Genomic DNA, 16,382 nt, shown 5'->3' with positions numbered 1-16,382 from the left:
GCCGCGCTCCGGCGCAGCCGCGCTCCGGCGCATGGCGCCGGGCAGCGAGGAGCAAAAAGACTTGCGGACGGGGGCCACAAGTCTTTCGCACCCAGGCACTATTTACCACCAAAAACGACAAACGATTTATGCTATAATAATACCTCGGGTGCCGCGGGAAAGGTCATAAAATGCCCTGGTTTGGCGAATAGTATAGTTGTATTGAAAAATAATATGCAAAACCAACAAAGCTTAACGCTTTTTACAAGTTGTTTTACTGGAAATTTCACAATAAATACTTGAAAAAAACACCAATTCCTGCTATAGTATAACAAAGGGGGGTGAAGACAATGGCAAAGTCAAAAGGCAACTTACCATTGTATCTATTTCATCAGGGAACGAATTACAAGGCTTATGAATATCTGGGCGCGCATCCTTGTAAGATTGGGACAACCGAAGGTTTCATCTTCCGTGTGTGGGCGCCGAATGCCCGGCAGGTTTCTGTGGTGGGGGATTTCAACAACTGGGACGGACAGGCCAATCCCATGGAACAGCTTGAGGATAAATCCATTTGGGAGTGCGTAATTCCGGATCTGCAGCAATTTGATATCTATAAATACTGCATCACCGCCAAGGATGGCCGCACCCTTATGAAGGCCGATCCGTATGCCTTCCATGCGCAGACCAGTCCTGAAACAGCTTCCAAGCTCTATGATATCGAAGGCTATGCCTGGGACGACGCGGCCTGGTATGAATCCCGCAAGGATCACAACCCCTACCGCAGTCCGATGAATATCTATGAGATGCACCTTGGCTCCTGGCGGCGGTATTCGGACGGCAACCCCTACAGCTACCGCAAACTCGCGGATGAACTGGCCGATTATCTGCTCGAAATGGGTTATAACTATGTCGAGTTTATGCCGCTGATGGAATACCCGTACGACGGTTCCTGGGGTTACCAGGTCACCGGCTATTACGCGCCGACCTCCCGTTACGGCACGCCGCATGACTTCATGTATCTCATCGACCGGCTGCATCAGGCGGGCATCGGGGTGATTATGGACTGGGTACCGGCGCATTTTCCAAAGGATGCGCACGGGCTTTATGAGTTCGACGGCCAGCCGCTTTACGAATATCAGGATGTGCATAAGCGTGAACACGCCCATTGGGGCACCCGGATTTTTGATTTCGGGCGCAATGAAGTGGTGTGCTTCCTGATGTCAAACGCCAACTTCTGGATCGAGAAATACCACATCGACGGGCTGCGGGTCGACGCGGTCGCTTCGATGCTCTATCTCGACTACGGCCGCGAGGATTGGGAATGGCTGCCGAATATCAACGGCGGCAAGGAAAATCTCGAGGCGGTCGCGTTCCTGCGCAAGCTGAATACGTCGGTGCTGACCGAGCATCCACAGGCCCTCATGATCGCGGAGGAATCCACCGCCTGGCCGCTCGTAACCAAACCGGCTTCGGTCGGCGGGCTTGGATTCAACTTCAAGTGGAACATGGGCTGGATGAACGATATGCTTGCCTATACGTCGCTCGACCCGATCTTCCGCAGCTACAACCACGACAAGCTCACTTTCAGCCTGTTTTATGCCTTTTCAGAGAACTTTATCCTGCCCATCTCCCATGACGAGGTGGTGCATGGCAAATGCTCGCTCATCAATAAGATGCCGGGCGAATATGCTGTGAAGTTTTCCGGCATGCGGGCGTTCCTCGCATATATGATGTCCCATCCGGGCAAGAAGCTCATCTTCATGGGCTGTGAATTCGCACAGTTCATCGAATGGAACTATAAGCAGCAGCTCGACTGGATGCTGCTCGATTACGAATCCCACCGGCAGATGAAGCTGTTTGTCAAAGAGCTCAATCATTTTTATCTGGAGAATCCGGTGTTCTGGCAGGTTGAGGACAGCTGGGACGGTTTTTCCTGGCTTGCGCACGACGACCATGCCAGAAACATCATCGTGTTCCGCCGGATGGACGAAGCGGGAAACGAGCTTGTCGCCGTCTGCAACTTTGCGCCGGTTACCCGGGAGAATTACCGGGTGGGGGTGCCGGATGCAACCAGCTATGATGAGATCCTCAATACCGACGACGTGCGGTTCGGCGGAAGCGGCGTGGTGAATAAGGGCGCCATCCGTGTGAAAAAGACGCCGGATCATGACATGAAGCAGAGTATTACGCTGACCGTGCCGCCGCTTTCGGTCGTTTTCCTAAAAGGCCGTCCGCGCAAGGCTGCGAAAGCGAAGAAGGCAGAGGGCAAGCCGTCCGGGGAGAAGTCCAGTAAAAAAGCGCCGAAAGCAGACCGGGCGTAAAGCGGTCGGGGAATCAAGCGCATGATTTATTACTAAGGGGGAATCAACAGATGTTTCGCAAGAAGGAATGGATCGCCATGCTGCTGGCGGGCGGCCAGGGGAGCCGCCTGTACACGCTGACGAAAAATCTTGCAAAGCCGGCTGTGCCGTTTGGGGGAAAATACCGGATTATCGATTTTCCGCTTTCCAACTGTGTCAATTCCGGAATTGACACAGTTGGCGTGCTCACCCAGTACCAGCCGCTCATCCTGAACGAATATATCGGCAACGGCCAGCCCTGGGATCTTGACCGGGTGAACGGCGGCGTCTTTGTGCTGCCGCCTTACCAGAAGTCCTCCGGTTCCGACTGGTACACCGGCACTGCGAACGCCATCTATCAGAACATCAATTTTATCGACCGGTATGATCCGGAGTATGTGCTCATCCTTTCGGGCGACCACATCTATAAGATGGATTATGAGAAGATGCTCGCCTACCACAAAGAGAAAAACGCTGACTGTACAATCGCCGCCTTGCAGGTGCCGATGGAGGAGGCCTCCCGGTTCGGGATTATGAATACATACCCGGATGGCAGCATCTTTGAATTTGAGGAGAAACCCGCACAGCCGAAGAGCAACCTCGCATCGATGGGCATCTATATCTTCTCATGGGATAAGATGCGCAAATACCTCATCGAGGACGAAGCCGATCCGCTTTCCGGCAAGGATTTCGGAAAGAACATCCTGCCCGCCATGCTCGCAAACGGCGAGAAGATGGTGGCGTATCCCTTTGAGGGCTACTGGAAGGACGTCGGCACGATCGACAGCCTGTGGGAAGCGAACATGGATCTGCTGGACCCGCGGGTGCCGCTCGACCTCTATGACGACAGCTGGAAGATCTATTCCCGCAATCCGGTCATGCCGCCGCATTACGTGGCAAACGACGCGGACGTCCAGAACTCGATGGTCACCGAAGGCTGCACCATCGAGGGCGATATCGATTTTTCGGTGATCTTCTCAGGCGTCACGGTCGAAAAGGGCGCGGTTGTGCACGATTCGATTGTCATGCCGAACACGGTCATCAAGGCGGGAGCCAAGGTTGAATACGCGATCATTGCCGAGAATTGCGTGATTGGCGAAGGAGCATCCATCGGCCAGCGGCCGGAGGACGCGACCGATAAGGATGCCTGGGGCGTCGCGGTGGTCGGCAACAACATCACGGTCGGGCCGGGCGCGGTGGTCCCGCCGAAAGCGATGATTGACAAAGACGTCGAGGGGGTGCGCTAAGGATATGCGGGAAAACAAAGTTCTTGGGATTGTATTTTCCAACATGCACGACAGCATGATCGGGGAACTCACTGAAAAACGCACGACCGGCTCGGTTCCGTTCGGCGGCCGCTACCGGCTCATTGATTTCGCGCTTTCGAGCATGGTCAATTCGGACATCAGCGACATCGGCATCATCACCAAGCAGAATTATCAGAGCCTGATGGACCACATCGGTTCGGGCCGCGCGTGGGACCTCGCGCGCAAGCGCGGCGGGGTGGTGATCCTGCCGCCGTTCGCTAGCCAGGGCAGCGGCATCTACCGCGGCCGTCTGGAAGCGCTGGGCGGCGCAATGAGCTATATCCGTCACAACGATGCGAAATATGTGCTGATCACCGACTGTGACATCATTGCCAACATGGATCTGCGCCCATTTATCAACGAGCATATCAAGAGCGGCGCGCAGATTTCGATGATGGTCAAAAATACTGAAATTTCTCCCGAATCCCAGCGGGATACGACCACCGTCCTTTTTGACGAGCAGACGGGAGATGTCACCGATATCCTGGTGCGGCCGGATGTCAAGGGCAGCCACTACGTTTATATGAACATCCTGCTGCTTGAAAAGACGCTGCTCGAGCGGATGGTGAACGAAGCAAAGAGCCACGACCAGTATTCGATGGTCCGGCATGCGCTGCAGCCATCAATTGGGAAACGCAACATCAAAGCGTATGAATTCAAGGGCTATACGCATAAGATTTCGGGGATGAAGTCCTATTTCACGGCCAACATGGAGCTGCTTGACCCGGCGGTGCGCGCCGAGCTCTTTCCGAAGAATCTGCCGATTTATACCAAGGTCCGCGACCAGGTGCCGGTCAAATACGGCCTTTCCGCCAAGGTGGGCAACTCCCTCATGGCGGATGGCTGCATCATCAACGGCGAGGTGGAAAACTGCGTGATCTTCCGGGGCGCGAAAATCGGCAAGGGGGCGGTGCTTAAAAATTGCATCATTATGCAGAATACCTATGTTGGCGACAACGCGCATCTCGAATATGTCGTGACCGATAAAGATGTGCTCATCCGTGATTCCCGTACGCTGATCGGATATGAAACCTACCCGATCTATGTGGCCAAGGGAAGCTCCATCTGACGTGGAAGAAAACATGATTCACGCTCAACACAAGGGGGGAACATTATGAAGATCCTATACGTAGCAAGCGAAGCGACGCCGTTTATCGCGACCGGAGGCCTTGCGGACGTGGCGGGTTCGCTGCCGCGCGCAATCCGCAGCAGGCAGCATGCCTGCCGGGTGGTTGTGCCGCTCTACAGCGCGATTAAACCGGAATGGCGCGAAAAGATGAAGTTCCTTTGCAATTTTTATGTGCCGCTTGGCTGGCGCAACCAATACTGCGGCGTGTTTGAGGCCAGTTATAACGGCGTCAAATATTACTTCATCGACAATGAGTATTATTTCAAGCGCGACGGCGGCATCTATGGGTTCTATGACGACGCGGAGCGGTTCGCGTTCTTCTCGAAAGCGGTCTGCGAAATGATCCAGTATATCGATTTTGAACCGGACATCTTGCACTGCAATGACTGGCAGACCGCCATGACGCCGGTATACCTCAACATTTTCTATCGGGAGATTGAGAAATACCGCAGCATTAAGACGGTGTTCACCATCCATAATATCCAGTATCAGGGCAAATACGGCATGGAAATCGCAACCGACGTGCTCGGCCTGCCTTACTATGCCGCGCCGACCATGATGTACGAAGGCTGCCTCAACATGATGAAGGCCGCCATTGAGGTGTGCGACTTTGTCACCACCGTCAGCCCGACCTATGCGCATGAGATCACCGACCCGTGGTTCGCGCACGGGCTTGACCGGCTTCTCAAACAAAACCAGCACAAGCTGGTCGGCATCCTCAACGGCATCGACACCCAGAGCTATAACCCGGAGGTGGACCCCGCGCTCTATGAAAACTACGGGCCGGAGACACTCGACAAGAAATCGGTCAACAAGGTCGAACTGCAAAAGGCAATGGGCCTTGAGCAGAACAAGGACGTCATGCTGGTCGGTATCGTAACCCGGTTTGTGGCGCATAAGGGCATTGACCTCATCCAATATATCTTTGATGAACTGATGAAACGGGAGCTGCAGGTGGTGGCGCTCGGCTCAGGCGATTATATCTTTGAAAGCTTCTTTACAGAGATGCAAGCCAAATACCCCGGCAAGGCGGCGGTCAAGATCGGTTTTATCCCAGATCTTGCGCGCAAGATCTACGCGGGCGCGGATGTATTTCTGATGCCTTCGAAGAGTGAGCCGTGCGGCCTGGCCCAGATGGTATCGCTGCAGTACGGTACCCTGCCGGTTGTCCGTGAGACCGGCGGTCTCAAAGACTCGATTGTCGATATGGGCAACGATATCAGCGGCAACGGATTCACCTTCAAGACCTATAACGCCCACGACATGCTCGGCGCGATTGACCGCGCCGGTGGGCTTTACTACAACCGTGAACTGTGGAAACAGGCGGTGCAGAAGGCGATGAAGAGCGACTTCACCTGGAACCGTTCCGCTTCGGAGTACATTGGCGTCTACAAGCGCGCGTTGGAGGACTGACGGCGCGGGCCGGCCATAACTTCTGTCCGCGGCACCGATGGGCCGCTTCTTGAACGCGTCAAAGCAGCCTTTCCGCATAGGGACGGGCGGGCAGCCCTTTCCACGCACCCATTCCTTCTATAGGAACAACGGCAGAATCGGAAAAAAAGGAACGCCGCGTCAGCGGCGTTCCTTTTTGTATCCAAAGACCACCCGGTCGATCCCGGCGAGGTCCTTTCGGGTTCCGACCTGGACAAAGCCGCTTTCCGTGAGCAGCGCGGCCACCTGTCCGGCCTGGTTATAGCCGACCTCAAAGGCCAGCATGCCGCCATCCTTGAGCAGGGGAAGATAAAGCGGCGGGATCGCGCGGTAAAAATGAAGGCCGTCCTCGCCGCCATAGAGCGCCATCTGGGGCTCGTGCTGTACCTGGCGCTGAAGGCTTTCCATCTCATGCCCAGGGATATAAGGCGGATTTGAGAGAATCAGGTCGAGCCGAGGGAGCCCTTTGGGCGGGTGGAGCACGTCACAGGCCAGCACCCGGATATTTTCCGCGCGGTTGCGGGCGGCATTGCGGCGCAGATAGGCAAGCGCGGCCTCGGAGAGCTCCAGCGCGTAAATCTGCGCGGAGGGGAAGTAATGCGCCGCCGCCACCGCAATGCAGCCGCTTCCGGCGCAGAGATCGGCCACAGCGGGCGCTTCACGGCCCTTGAGGAACGAGCGGGCAAGGTCGACGAGCGTCTCGGTGTCCGGCCGCGGGATGAGCACTCCCTCGCCCACTTCAAAAGGCAGGCCGTAGAACTCCCATTCGCCCAGCAGGTACTGGAGTGGTTCCCCGGCCTCATACCGCTCACACAGTGCGAAGAATCGCTCTGCGCACGCGCGGTCGGCCGGCTGTCCACCCGCGCGCGCGCGGCCGAACCTGCCGAGGCCAAAACAATCCTCCAAAAGGCAGGAAAGATCGAACGCGCGGGATTCCTGGTCCTGCGCGTCCAAATTTTTATCATATGCGGTTTGATAGACTTCGGATATGGTCATGGATGACATCCTCAATAGTTGTCGGCGTTTTTGTCCTCCGGGATGCAGGGCTTCATGGCAGCGATCGCCACCGAGAGCTGGACTTCGTCCGGCTCGAAGGTGGTCAGGTTCTGCAGCCAGAGCCCGGGCGCGGAGATGGCCCGTGTGAAAGGGTTGTCATGGCGTCCGGCAAACCGGATAACCTCATAGGAAAGGCCCACCACGACCGGCAGCAGCAGGATTTTCAGCCCGACGCGCAGCCAGACGTTCTCCCAGCTGAGCACCGAGAACACAAAGATCGAAACGACCAGCACAATGAGCAGAAAGCTGGTGCCGCAGCGCGGATGAAAACGGGTATATTTTTTCGCGTTTTCCGGCGTGAGCTCGTCGCCGGCCTCGTAGCAGGCGATGGTCTTGTGTTCCGCGCCGTGGAATTCAAAAACCCGGCGGATGTCCTTCATCCGGGTGACCGCGTAGAGGTAAAGGATGAATACCGCGATTTTGATGAGCCCCTCGATGAGCGAAAGGGCCATATTCGGAAGCGCGGCCATGCCGCCCACCCATTTGACCAGCGCGGCCGGCAGCAGCATGAACAGCCCGATGGCAATTGCCATTGCGAGCACGGTGACAATCACATTGAAGATGTATACGGCGCTGTCGCCAAGATGCTTGTCCACCCACGCGTCAAATTTCGACGGTTCCGAGCCTTCCTCTTCGGCAAAACCGGAGATTTCAGCCGATTTCATCAGGCATTTATAACCGGTGATCAACATTGCAATAAAATTACAGATGCCACGCAGGATCGGTGTCTTATTATACCATTTATTGGCCCCGGTTTCCCAAGTCTCCAGATAAAGCTCGCCGTCCGGCTTGCGGATGGCCATTGCGGAGGTGAACGGGCCGCGCATCATGACCCCCTCGATCAGGGCCTGACCACCAATAGAAGTTTTTTTTGCGGCGCTACAGGATTTTTCGCTCAAAATATCAATCCTTTCCGGCTTCCCGTGCTGGCAAGCCATCCGGTCCCGTGTCCCGGGACGGTCAACAAAAGACATCATACACCAAAATTGTGAACATTTCAAGGCTTAAGCCTGGACGCGCGGCAAAAGGATGGTCACGCGTGTACCGACATTTTCTTTGGAGGTGATGTCGAGCATTCCGCCGTGCAGCGAGACAATCTCGTCCGCAACCGCAAGCCCGATGCCCGATCCGCGGCGGGTGGAATTTGCCTTGAAGAATTTCTGCTTGACTTTGGGCAGGTCGGATTCCTTGATGCCAAGTCCCGTGTCCGAAACGACAATACAGATGTTCTCGTCGGTCACGCTCGCGCGCACCGTCACACTGTCGCCCTTATCGGAATATTTAAGGGCGTTGTCAATGATATTGATGAACACCTGGCGCAGACGGTTGCGGTCGCCGAAAAACGGCGCGATCACATCCGGCTCCTCATAGACAAGCCGTTTCCCTTCATGCTTGGCGCGCTCCTCAAACATGAGCACCGCATCGGAAAGTTCGGCGATCAGGTCGATCCGGTCCTTTACAAGCTGCATGCGGCCGGATTGGATACGGCTGAAGTCGAGCAGCTCCTCCACCATCTGAGCAAGCCGTTCGGTTTCGTTCCCAATGACCCGCATCCCTTTCGCAAGCATCTCCGCATCGACCTCGCCGCCCATGTCCGCAAGCGTTTCGGACCAGCCTTTGATGGCGGTGAGCGGGGTACGCAGCTCGTGAGAAACCGAGGAGATAAAATCGTTCTTCATTTTTTCATTGGCGGAAAGCTCTTCAGCCATATAGTTGATCGTATCGCAGAGTTCCCCGATTTCATCGTCGTTTTTCTTGTGCAGCCGCGCGCCGAAATCGCCGTGGGCAATTTTACGGGCGGTTTTGCCGACTTCGTCCACCGGGTTGACAATTGAATTGATGAAATAGGAGGAGGAGAAGATGACGAAGAAGATGATCGCCACACCGATCAGTGTAAGAACCAAGATGAAGAGGATGATCTGCTGGTCAACCAAGTCGAGCGAGACGGCGAAACGCATTGCGGCCAGCTGGGTACCCTCCACCGGCGACAAAACGGTGATTGCCATGATCTTTTCGCCGTTTTGCGTGTAGATTTTTTCCGCTTCCCCGATTGGGCTCTGCATCGCCTCATAGAAATCGGGCATGTAGATGCCGGTCCCTGGTTCAAATCCACTGGAGGTGAAGATCACGTTCCCGTCCGCGTCAATAGCCATGAGTTCCATCGAACTGCGCGCCTCAAAATTTTCCACAAGGCTGCGCACCTGGGTGGTAAAATTGGAAAGGCTGTCCTCTGAATAGGCGGTGAGCTGGTTTTTGACAGTATTGGCCTGCACCATGATCGCGCCGCGCACGTTGCTGTAATAAAACGCGCGTACGCCAAGCGAAAACCCGATTTCCAGCGCAATCAGGATCACAAGGATGACGCCGAGGTTGTTGAACAGCCAGCGTTTGGTTATTTTCTTGACAGCCAAGGGTCATCCTCCTTTCTATATTCCAAATCCGTCCGCGAAGCGGGCGGGCCATCGAAGATGGCTCCCCACGGGGGATCCAAAGGGGGTTACATACCCCCTTGAGCAGCCGTCGCGCGAAGCGCGCTCCGCCGTAGGCGGGAAGGCTACTTTTGGACCCATTTGTAACCGAAGCCCCAGACGGTGAGGAGGAATTCCGGCTCGGAGGGAATGTCCTCCAGCTTCATACGAAGCCGGCGGATGTTCACGTCGACGATCTTGATGTCCCCGAAATAGTTTTCGCCCCAGACCTTGTTGAGGATGTCCTGCCGGCTGAGAGCAGTGTTCGGGTTCGAAAAGAAATATTCGAGAATCTGGTATTCCACCTGGGTAAGTTCCAAGATTTTGCCGTTTTTGGAGACGGTGCGGCTCTTGAGATTCAGGACGAACGGGCCGGATTTGAGTTCGCTTTTGACTGGGGCCTGTGCCCTTTCAGCTGTCATGGTGACACGGCGGTGGATTGCGTCGACCCGCGCGACCAGCTCGGACGGGGAGAACGGCTTGGTGACATAGTCGTCCGCGCCGATCATCAGGCCGTTGACCTTGTCCATCTCCTGGCCTTTGGCGGTCAGCATGATGATGCCGACCGAAGCGTTTTTTTCCCGAATGCGGCGGCAGACTTCAAAGCCGTCGATGCCGGGCATCATCACATCGAGCAGAACCACGTCAAAATAGGTGGGATTGCGGTCAAAGATCTCCATGGCTTCTTCGCCGTTTGGGACATCCACCACCTCATAGCCGGAGCGTTTGAGATTGATGACTTCAAAATCACGGATGACGTCCTCATCCTCCACGACCATAATTCGTTTCATATCTGGAAAACCACCTTTCAAGTGAGATAGCTGCATTAGGTAAGCATTACAGCAGCCGGAACATCCGCTGCAGTTCGGTCAGAGTGATTGAAAGCTCCGGGTCGGCCGAATCCGGTGGTACATAACCGTAATAGGTAAACGCGCCGCGGGTTTCAAAAATTTTGTAGTTATCGAGGAATTTATCCTGGTAGTCTTTCTGGGAAACCACCCGAATGCGCGCGAGCTCTCCCGCGATGCCAAGCAGCGGCTCGTCGAGTTCCGGATCGTATTTGATAAAGCTCCACTCGCCGTTTTCACTCTGGTTGACCACCGTGACGCGGCCAATCCATTCGGGCGGGAACTCCACCCGGTAGCCGCCGGAACGGTTCGAGTGGTTAAAGACACCCGCATAGACCCGGTGAAACCGGCTGCCAGAAAGCTGGTTATATTCGGTGAGATAGATGGGGTCCACTTCCTTGTCGGCGTCCTCGTAGCCGGGCAGGAGCGAGCTGGTGGGGATTTCAATGACTCCGTCGCCGTTGATATCCATGCAGATTGCGGTTTCATCCGCGCGGCGGGTCTGTTCGTAAAGGGAGGACGCCTGCTCCATTTCCTCCTCGGTGAGTTCCGAGCCTTCCTCCTGGGCATACTCCAGATCATAGCCGATGACTGGCACGAGGACCCGGTCTGAAATGGTGAACACCTCGGTGACCAGCTCCCCCCCGCCAATCATTTCGTCGATGAAGATTGCCTTCTGTGGGTTGGCGAGGGTCAGCTGCCCCGAAGTGGTGCCCGCGAAATGCAGGATCGACTCGGAGAGCGGCAGTTCGCTGGTGATGGTGACGTTGTAGCCGTCATAGGTGACCAGCTTGATCCAGGAGGACTGCGCGCGGGTGCCGGAATCCCGGCTGAGCATGCAGATATCGGAAAGCCCGTCGGCGTTGAAATCGTCGATCAGGTAGGCGTTGTAGGAGGTGTCCGAGCGGTTGCTGTCAAGGATGCTCTCGAGCTCGCCGTCCTCGTAGGAGTAGACGTTCATCTCCATCTCTTCACGTTCCGCGCTCGACCATCCGATGATGATATCGTCCTGCGGCCGTCCGGAGATGCGTGCGAAATCGATGAACTCAACGTCCCGGTCGACGCCGGCCTTTTCGCAGACCGAGCGCCATTGGCCGTCGATCCGGTCCATGATCGAAAGGCGGGTGTAATCGTTGAAGTTGACCGCGTAAAAGACGATGGCTTCCTCTTCGCCGTCGCCGTCGATGTCATGGAACACAAAGGCTGAACGGTAGTCGCCGGTCTTGGGATATTTGAAGCTAATGTTGGAGGCGATAACCGCGTCGTGCAGCGCGTCGTCGATCTCCTTCTGTTCGGCGGTGAGACGCGGCGGCTTCATCAGCTCCTCCGTGACCGGATTGAAACCGGAACAGGCGGACAACAGCGTGCACAGCGCCATGAGCGCCCCCAAAAGCCAAAGCTTTTTTGCCATCCCGGTTCCCTCCTTTACTGTTTCACATAGATAAACTCAGTTTATAGCAAAATGGCTGTTCTGTCAACGAAAGCGTGCCGGAATATCCCGGCGGCCAAAAACAGTTTTGACGCGCAAAGAGCTCAAAATACAGGAAAGCCGCCGCCCGCAGGCGTCGGCTTTCAAAAAAAGTTTACGGTTTGGAAAAATAAGACACCGGGTTTGGCGATTGCGCCGTCGGGGGAAAGGTGGTAAAATAATTTTATTCGATCATTTGCGGGGCGCGGGCGGATAGGCGATGCGCGCCTCGGAATTCTGGATGAGGTTTAAAAGTGAGGACGCGAACAGCGGGTATTCCTTCGAAAGCGCCTCAGTCGTAACATAGAGCGGGTCGACGTTCGGGATGCGTTCCATCTCGGCGGCCGGGTCGCCTTTGGAGATTGACTGCGCGTTTGCAAAGCAGATGTCCATCGCGGCCCCGGCATAGGGCTGCGCGACCGTTTCCGGCACAGTGAAAAGGGCGCTCTGATTGCGCGGGTTCGCGCCGTAGACCAGCCGGAACATCCGGTAGACCGCCAGCATCAGATAGGACGAAACCTCCCCCACCAGCGGTTTGCAGCTGCTGCGCGAGAGCAGGTCGAAAAGGATATTGAGCGAATTGGCTATGAGCTTTTTGTTGAGCACCGGCAGAACGCCCGCCTTAAAAACGTTTTCCTTGCCGGTCGCATCCGGTTCGGGGATATCCTCCACCGTCAGTTTGGAGCCGGTACGGTCGGGAGAGCGGCCAAGCATATAGTCGCAGGAAACGCCGTAGAAATCGGCGCAGCGGATCAGGAAATCCAGCCCGCATTCGCGGATTCCCTTCTCGTAGTGGGAAAGCAGCGCCTGGGAGATGCCAAGCTTGGACGCGGCCAGCTTCTGGCTGATCCCGCGCTCTTTGCGCAATAAGGTCAGGACTCTTGGAAAATCAGCGTTCATTTGTCAATACCCCTCAAAAACCTTTTCTCTTTTTATATCAGAACCCGCAAAAAGCGGGCCCACAAGGTCTTTTACGTATTGTAAATTATATAATACCCAAAACCTTTTGTAAATAGTCGATCCCGAATATTATCAATATTTGTAGAATAAAGTAAAAAAGGGGCGCTTGATTTATGCTAACATACAAAATCCACCTGATCCGGCACGGTCTGACACAGGGGAACCTCGACGGGCGGTACATCGGCATGACTGACCTGCCGCTCTGCGGAGAAGGCCGCCGCCAGCTGGAGGAGCTGCGCCGCGCCTGTGAATACCCGCAGGTGGACCGGGTTTTTGTCAGTCCGCTGCTGCGTGCGAAGGAATCGGCTGAGATTCTCTATCCCGACCGGTACACCGAAGTGGTGGACAAGCTGCGCGAACTCGATTTCGGCGCGTTTGAAAACCGCGCGATCAGCGACTTGGAGCGCGATCCGGATTTTCAGAGGTGGATCTCATCCCCACCGGACACAAAGGCGCCGGGCGGCGAGAGCGGCGCGGACCTGCAGGGCCGCGCGGTCGAAGCGCTCGCGTATATCTTTGCGCAGATGATGGAGAAGCGTGCCGCCTCCACGGCGGTTGTAACCCACGGCGGGCTCATCATGAATCTGCTTGCGGCGATGGGGTTGCCGCAGCGGGAAGCGGTGCGCTGGAACGTGCAGCCTGGCCGCGGCTATACGATCCTGCTGACCCCGCAGATGTGGATGCGCGACCACAAGTTTGAGGTCTACGCGCAGATTCCCTATGAGGAGGAACGGGAGGTTGACGAGCCGTTTTTTGTCGACCGGGAATGAATCAGGTGGAAACGCTGGACTTTTTTACATTGCAGTGATAAAATGAACGGAAATGTTATTCAGAAGGAATTTTCAACGCAAAGGGGTTTTTAATATGCAAGAGATAAAAATCTGTGTGCTGGAAGGCGACGGCATCGGCCCGGAGATTGTGAGGCAGGCGGTCAAGGTGCTGAAAGCTGCCTGTGAAGCGTCCGAAATCCAGCTCACCCTCGACTATGCGCTGCTCGGCGGCGCGGCGATTGATGAAACCGGCGTACCGCTGCCCGATGAGACGGTCGCGAAGTGCAAAGCCGCTGACGCGGTGCTGCTCGGCGCGGTCGGCGGGGAGAAATGGGACAACCTCCCCTCGAACCTGCGCCCGGAAAAGGGCCTGCTCGGCATCCGTTCGGCGCTCGGGCTGTTTGCCAACCTGCGTCCGGCGTCCATCTATCCGGCGCTGAAGGCCGCGTCGCCGCTCAAGGATGAAATTGTCGGCGCTGGTGTGGACATACTAGTTGTCAGGGAACTGACCGGAGATGTCTACTTCGGGGAGCATAACCGCAAACAGGAAAACGGATTCGAGGTCGGATATGACATCATGCAGTATGCCACCTGGGAGATCGAACGGATCGCGCGGGTCGCGTTTGAGCTCGCGCGCAAACGCCGGGGCCGGGTCACTTCGGTGGACAAGGCGAACGTGCTGGAAACCTCCCGGGTCTGGCGCGAGACAGTCACCCGCGTGGCAGAGGAATATCCGGATGTATCCCTTTCACATATGTATGTCGACAACGCGGCCATGCAGCTGGTGCGCAACCCGGCGCAGTTCGATGTTCTTGTCACCGGCAATATCTTCGGCGATATCCTTTCGGATGAAGCTTCGATGATCTCCGGTTCGATCGGGATGCTCGCCTCCGCCAGCCTAGGCGGGGGGACGCTCGGCCTTTACGAACCGATCCATGGCAGCGCGCCGGATATCGCGGGCAAGGGACTTGCCAATCCGCTGGCCACCATCCTTTCGGTGGGCATGATGATGCGCTACACCTTCAATCGGCCGAACCTGGCGGACGCGATTGAACAGGCGGTTGAAGAATCGCTCGGCGCTGTGCGCACCGCTGACATCAGGGATGCGTCCCTGCCGGTTTACACCACCGAACAGATGGGAGACTATGTGGCTGGCCAGGTGGCGCGGCTGCTCAAGTAACCCTGGACATCCATAGGAGGAAAACATTATGGGCTTATCAAAAATGCTGAAATCCAACGCGAAACACGCCATGTCAGGCGCGTGGGGGCGCGCGGTGGGGATTCTGTTCATCGCGGCAATCCCCACGCTGCTTATCAACCTGTTGGAATATGCCATCCGGCTGGTGAGCGGCGTGCCGGAGTTCGTTGACTACGCTGGGACCCCAAACGTCGCATTTGACGACCTTTCCAACCTGGCGCTGGCTTCGTCGCTGATTTCGGTGCTGATCCTCATCCTGATGTTTATCATCACCACGCCGCTGCAGCAAGGAGTCCTGCGCTGGTACTACCGCCGCACCGGCGGAGAAGATGACGGCGTTTCCGCTGTTTTCTATTATTTTGAAACTGCGAAGGATTACTTCAAGTCCTTTTGGCTTTATTTCCAGATCGGCCTGCGGATGCTCCTGTGGGAGATCCTGCTTGCGATCCCGCTTTTAGCGGGCGGAGGGGTGCTTGTCTATGCGATGCGCGGCCTTGATGGGGAGCTGCCGCCGGTCGTTAAGCTGGCCGCCGGCATTCTGGCGGTTATCTGGGTGATCATCATGGCGATCCTCAGCGTAATGATCTCGCTGCGGTATATGCTCGCGCCGTATATTTTGGCGGAGCATCCTGAAATCAAGGTGCGCAAGGCAATCAAACAGGGCGTCCGGCTGGTGAAGGGCTACAAGGGAAGCCTGTTTGTATTCGGGCTTTCATTCATCGGCTGGTACCTGCTCTGCATCTTTATTGTTCCCGCATTTTTCGTTGTGCCCTATGTGGCGTCGTCGTTCGCAATGTACGCGCGTTACCTGATCGCACGCGGCGAAATGGAACTCGCGCCGGAAGGAGGCAATGCGACACGGGAATATAAACCGGAGATCGACCATTATGTTGAGACGCAGGATGCTGCGAGCCAGTCCGCGTCCCAAGAACCGCAGCCGGTGGTCTATCCGCCTGCTGCACAGGCGCAGGAGCTGCCACCGGATCCGCAGAAGCCGGAAGACCGGGAAGACCAGCCCTGAAAAAATGGATATAAAAAAGCCTCGGAGCCAAGCTGCTCCGAGGCTTTTTAAATTTCCTTTCCCAATAAATCCCACATCACATCAAATAAAAGAGCTTCAGTCAATTTCCGCAAGTTGTTTGACGCAGTCGGCACAGACATTTCGTCCTTTGAAGTTGACAACGTTGATTGCGCTGTTGCAGAAGATACAAGCCGGTTCATACTTCTTCAGAATGATATGGTTGCCGTCCACATAGATTTCCAGTGAATCCTTCTCGTTAATATCCAGTGTACGCCGCAATTCGATCGGAAGGACGATCCGCCCGAGCTCGTCGACTTTGCGCACGATACCGGTAGATTTCATGAACATACCTCCTATTACAATAAATTTGGACAGGAAAGCCGGGCAGCCAGTCCGGCTTTCTTTCCA

The 16,382-nt window shown here is 55.8% G+C and carries 14 protein-coding genes; 7 read left to right on the top strand and 7 right to left on the bottom strand.

Going from position 1 to position 16,382, the window contains the following annotated elements:
• The first annotated feature begins 329 nt into the window (after window positions 1-329).
• Genes glgB through glgA form a run of 4 tightly spaced genes read left to right on the top strand, consistent with a single transcriptional unit; the run spans window position 330 to window position 6,167 of the window.
• The gene (gene glgB / locus DWV16_RS17795; RefSeq protein WP_118480760.1) at window positions 330-2,300 is read left to right on the top strand and encodes a 1,4-alpha-glucan branching protein GlgB; all 1,971 of its coding nucleotides are present in this window, start codon (window positions 330-332) and stop codon (window positions 2,298-2,300) included.
• 50 nt (window positions 2,301-2,350) lie between these two features.
• Window positions 2,351-3,565 (top strand): glucose-1-phosphate adenylyltransferase, encoded by a 1,215-nt coding sequence (locus DWV16_RS17790; protein ID WP_066453067.1) that lies wholly within the window; start codon window positions 2,351-2,353, stop codon window positions 3,563-3,565.
• Between the two features lie 4 nt (window positions 3,566-3,569).
• Entirely contained in the window at window positions 3,570-4,694 is a 1,125-nt protein-coding gene (gene glgD, locus DWV16_RS17785; RefSeq protein WP_118480758.1) for a glucose-1-phosphate adenylyltransferase subunit GlgD, read from the top strand.
• 45 nt (window positions 4,695-4,739) lie between these two features.
• Window positions 4,740-6,167 carry a glycogen synthase GlgA gene (glgA, locus tag DWV16_RS17780; protein WP_118480756.1) on the top strand — a complete coding sequence of 476 codons (1,428 nt, stop codon included), beginning with the start codon at window positions 4,740-4,742 and terminating at the stop codon, window positions 6,165-6,167.
• A gap of 159 nt (window positions 6,168-6,326) precedes the next feature.
• Here glgA and prmC read toward each other — a convergent pair whose 3' ends face one another.
• The 6 genes from prmC to DWV16_RS17750 all read right to left on the bottom strand — a co-directional run bounded on the left by prmC (window position 6,327) and on the right by DWV16_RS17750 (window position 12,925).
• The gene (gene prmC, locus DWV16_RS17775) at window positions 6,327-7,181 is read right to left on the bottom strand and encodes a peptide chain release factor N(5)-glutamine methyltransferase (protein WP_158572971.1); all 855 of its coding nucleotides are present in this window, start codon (window positions 7,179-7,181) and stop codon (window positions 6,327-6,329) included.
• Between the two features lie 11 nt (window positions 7,182-7,192).
• A complete protein-coding gene (locus DWV16_RS17770) occupies window positions 7,193-8,140 on the bottom strand; it encodes a DUF1385 domain-containing protein (RefSeq protein WP_066453285.1) in 948 nt (315 codons plus the stop codon).
• Between the two features lie 105 nt (window positions 8,141-8,245).
• Window positions 8,246-9,652: a cell wall metabolism sensor histidine kinase WalK gene (locus DWV16_RS17765; protein WP_066453075.1), complete on the bottom strand. Its 1,407-nt coding sequence runs from the start codon at window positions 9,650-9,652 to the stop codon at window positions 8,246-8,248.
• 143 nt (window positions 9,653-9,795) lie between these two features.
• Complete coding sequence (locus DWV16_RS17760; protein ID WP_118480752.1) at window positions 9,796-10,500, bottom strand: response regulator transcription factor; 705 nt, start codon at window positions 10,498-10,500, stop codon at window positions 9,796-9,798.
• Between the two features lie 46 nt (window positions 10,501-10,546).
• Window positions 10,547-11,968, bottom strand: a complete 1,422-nt coding sequence (locus DWV16_RS17755; RefSeq protein WP_066453079.1) for a hypothetical protein — start codon at window positions 11,966-11,968, stop codon at window positions 10,547-10,549.
• A gap of 249 nt (window positions 11,969-12,217) precedes the next feature.
• Window positions 12,218-12,925 (bottom strand): helix-turn-helix domain-containing protein, encoded by a 708-nt coding sequence (locus DWV16_RS17750; protein ID WP_066453080.1) that lies wholly within the window; start codon window positions 12,923-12,925, stop codon window positions 12,218-12,220.
• Between the two features lie 173 nt (window positions 12,926-13,098).
• Between DWV16_RS17750 and DWV16_RS17745 the strand changes: the two genes are divergently transcribed.
• From DWV16_RS17745 to DWV16_RS17735, 3 genes are all read left to right on the top strand, one after another.
• Window positions 13,099-13,755: a histidine phosphatase family protein gene (locus tag DWV16_RS17745; RefSeq protein ID WP_066453082.1), complete on the top strand. Its 657-nt coding sequence runs from the start codon at window positions 13,099-13,101 to the stop codon at window positions 13,753-13,755.
• Window positions 13,756-13,849: 94 nt separating this feature from the next.
• Window positions 13,850-14,935 carry a 3-isopropylmalate dehydrogenase gene (gene leuB, locus DWV16_RS17740; RefSeq protein ID WP_118480750.1) on the top strand — a complete coding sequence of 362 codons (1,086 nt, stop codon included), beginning with the start codon at window positions 13,850-13,852 and terminating at the stop codon, window positions 14,933-14,935.
• Between the two features lie 28 nt (window positions 14,936-14,963).
• Complete coding sequence (locus DWV16_RS17735) at window positions 14,964-15,974, top strand: DUF975 family protein (protein WP_118480748.1); 1,011 nt, start codon at window positions 14,964-14,966, stop codon at window positions 15,972-15,974.
• 96 nt (window positions 15,975-16,070) lie between these two features.
• Here the strand turns inward: DWV16_RS17735 and DWV16_RS17730 are convergent, their stop codons facing one another.
• Complete coding sequence (locus DWV16_RS17730) at window positions 16,071-16,316, bottom strand: AbrB/MazE/SpoVT family DNA-binding domain-containing protein (RefSeq protein ID WP_066453089.1); 246 nt, start codon at window positions 16,314-16,316, stop codon at window positions 16,071-16,073.
• Window positions 16,317-16,382: the final 66 nt, after the last annotated feature.

This window comes from Anaerotruncus sp. AF02-27, from assembly GCF_003465835.1.
In the GTDB taxonomy this organism is placed as follows: Bacteria; Bacillota; Clostridia; order Oscillospirales; family Ruminococcaceae; genus Anaerotruncus; species Anaerotruncus rubiinfantis.
Note: the sequence above shows the minus strand (reverse complement) of the source record. Positions and strands in the feature narration are given on the sequence as shown.

Coding starts and splice junctions, on each gene's coding strand:
- glgB (WP_118480760.1), top strand. CDS start 330: ATGGCAAAGTCAAAAGGCAACTTACCATTGTATCTATTTCATCAGGGA.
- DWV16_RS17790 (WP_066453067.1), top strand. CDS start 2,351: ATGTTTCGCAAGAAGGAATGGATCGCCATGCTGCTGGCGGGCGGCCAG.
- glgD (WP_118480758.1), top strand. CDS start 3,570: ATGCGGGAAAACAAAGTTCTTGGGATTGTATTTTCCAACATGCACGAC.
- glgA (WP_118480756.1), top strand. CDS start 4,740: ATGAAGATCCTATACGTAGCAAGCGAAGCGACGCCGTTTATCGCGACC.
- prmC (WP_158572971.1), bottom strand. CDS start 7,181: ATGACCATATCCGAAGTCTATCAAACCGCATATGATAAAAATTTGGAC.
- DWV16_RS17760 (WP_118480752.1), bottom strand. CDS start 10,500: ATGAAACGAATTATGGTCGTGGAGGATGAGGACGTCATCCGTGATTTT.
- DWV16_RS17755 (WP_066453079.1), bottom strand. CDS start 11,968: ATGGCAAAAAAGCTTTGGCTTTTGGGGGCGCTCATGGCGCTGTGCACG.
- DWV16_RS17750 (WP_066453080.1), bottom strand. CDS start 12,925: ATGAACGCTGATTTTCCAAGAGTCCTGACCTTATTGCGCAAAGAGCGC.
- DWV16_RS17745 (WP_066453082.1), top strand. CDS start 13,099: ATGCTAACATACAAAATCCACCTGATCCGGCACGGTCTGACACAGGGG.
- leuB (WP_118480750.1), top strand. CDS start 13,850: ATGCAAGAGATAAAAATCTGTGTGCTGGAAGGCGACGGCATCGGCCCG.
- DWV16_RS17735 (WP_118480748.1), top strand. CDS start 14,964: ATGGGCTTATCAAAAATGCTGAAATCCAACGCGAAACACGCCATGTCA.
- DWV16_RS17730 (WP_066453089.1), bottom strand. CDS start 16,316: ATGAAATCTACCGGTATCGTGCGCAAAGTCGACGAGCTCGGGCGGATC.